We start from the raw sequence: 2024 nt of genomic DNA, 5'->3' as shown, positions 1-2024 counted from the left end.
TCGCCCGCCGCCCGGCCGCCCGCCGCCGGGCCGTCCGGCGCCCGGCCCGCACCCCGGCCCGACCCGGCCAGGTTAGGCTAGCGAACAATGTCCGAGCTGCGCTCCGTCCTGCTGCTGTGCTGGCGCGACGTCGGGCACCCCCAAGGCGGCGGCAGCGAAACCTACCTGCAGCGTATCGGCGCCCAGTTGGCCGCGGACGGCATCGGCGTCACACTGCGCACCGCGCGCTATCCGGGCGCACCCCGCCGCGAAGTCATCGACGGTGTGCGCCTCAGCCGCGCCGGGGGCCGCTACACCGTCTACATCTGGGCCGCGGCGGCGATGGCGCTGGCCCGCATCGGACTGGGGCCGCTGCGCCGCGTCCGGCCCGACGTGGTCGTCGACACCCAGAACGGGCTGCCGTTCCTGGCCCGGCTGATCCATGGGCGCCGCGCGGTGGTGCTGGTGCATCACTGCCACCGCGAGCAGTGGCCGGTGGCGGGCCCGGTGCTCTCCCGGATCGGCTGGTTCGTCGAGTCGAGGGTGTCGCCGCGGCTGCACCGGGGCAACCAGTATGTGACGGTGTCCCTGCCGTCGGCACGGGACCTGGTCGATCTCGGGGTGGATGCGAAGCGGATAGCGGTGGTGCGCAACGGTCTCGACGAGGCTCCGGCGCCGACGATGTCCGCGCCCCGGTCGGCCGCGCCGCGAGTGGTGGTGCTGTCCCGGCTGGTGCCGCACAAGCAGATCGAAGACGCGCTGGAATCGGTGGCCGAGTTGCGGCCGCGCATACCCGGGCTGCATCTCGACGTCGTCGGCGACGGGTGGTGGCGCGCGGTCCTGGTCGACCGGGTACGACAACTCGGCATCGCCGACGCGGTGACCTTCCACGGTCACATCGACGACCTCGCCAAACATCATGTGCTGCAAAGCGCCTGGGTGCAGTTGCTGCCCTCGCGCAAAGAGGGGTGGGGCCTGGCAGTGGTCGAGGCCGGCCAGCACGGCGTGCCGACCATCGGCTATCGCGCATCCGGCGGATTGGGCGACTCGGTGATCGACGGCGTCACCGGCATCCTGGTCGACGACCGGGCGGCGATGGTCGACCGGCTCGGCGAGTTGCTGTCCGACCCGGTGCTGCGCGACCAGCTGGGCGCCAAAGCCCAGGCCCGCAGCGTGGAGTTCTCCTGGCGCCAAAGCGCGGAGGCCATGGGTACGGTGCTGGAGGCCGTGCGCTCTGGGCGCCTTCTCAGCGGCGTGATCTGACGGTCGCGCCGGCGCCCCCGACCACCAGCAACACCAGCCAGCCCAGATGCGCGGCCAGCGCGGCATCGCGCACCCCCGCGGACGCACCGGGCGTCTGTCCGCCGACCCGGTAGAGCGCGATCCGGCGGTCGCGGTAGGCCCGTGGCAGCCGGGACACCGTGCGGTTCGCCGCGCCCATGTCCCCGGGGGTGTCCGATTCGACGACCAGCCAGGACACCCCGGCCGCCGCCAGCTCCGACGGTTCGGCACCGGCCAGCAATAGCCGCCGCACCGTCCGGGCACGATCGCCCTCCCCCGGCACCGTGATCCCGGCGATGACCAGGTCACCCGTCGTCAGCACCTCGGCACGAACCCAGCGCGGCAGCGGGTCCAGCACCGGCGCCGCACCCGACCAGTCGAATCGTCGCATCGTGCCGGACGGCAGCACGGCCACCGATCCCGGGCGACCCGGCTCGGCGTTGATCCTGGCGGCGACCCGCGCCCATCCGGGCGGATAGTGCACCGCGGTTACCCGACCCCAGGCGCCCCAGGCCAGATCCGGCAGTGCCAGCACCAGCGCCAGACAGCACGCCGTCGCCGTCACCGCGGCCGGCATCCGGTGGCGCAGCGTCAGCACCGCAGCGGCGGCGGCCAGCGTGTATCCCGGCATCGCCAACCCCACCCACTTCTGGCCGTCGCGCAACACCCCCAGTGCCGGCACCGCCTCGACCGCCGCCCGCAGCCCGGCCAGCCCGGGCCCGGTGGCCAGCGCCGCGGGCCCCGCGACCGCCAGCGCGGCCAGC

1 protein-coding gene and 1 pseudogene are annotated in these 2024 nt (G+C 74.1%); one reads left to right on the top strand and one right to left on the bottom strand.

The window, feature by feature from the left end:
* Positions 1-87: 87 nt before the first annotated feature.
* Positions 88-1242, top strand: a complete 1155-nt coding sequence (locus ACK5M9_RS01025) for a glycosyltransferase family 4 protein (protein WP_416891351.1) — start codon at positions 88-90, stop codon at positions 1240-1242.
* Here ACK5M9_RS01025 and ACK5M9_RS01020 read toward each other — a convergent pair.
* Positions 1226-2024, bottom strand: a pseudogene (locus ACK5M9_RS01020) (hypothetical protein); the annotation flags it as partial. The gene ACK5M9_RS01025 and the pseudogene ACK5M9_RS01020 sit on opposite strands and share 17 nt — an antisense overlap.

It is taken from the genome of Mycobacterium sp., assembly GCF_047975165.1.
In the GTDB taxonomy this organism is placed as follows: domain Bacteria; phylum Actinomycetota; class Actinomycetes; order Mycobacteriales; family Mycobacteriaceae; genus Mycobacterium.
This window is presented reverse-complemented; position numbering and strand designations above follow the sequence as displayed.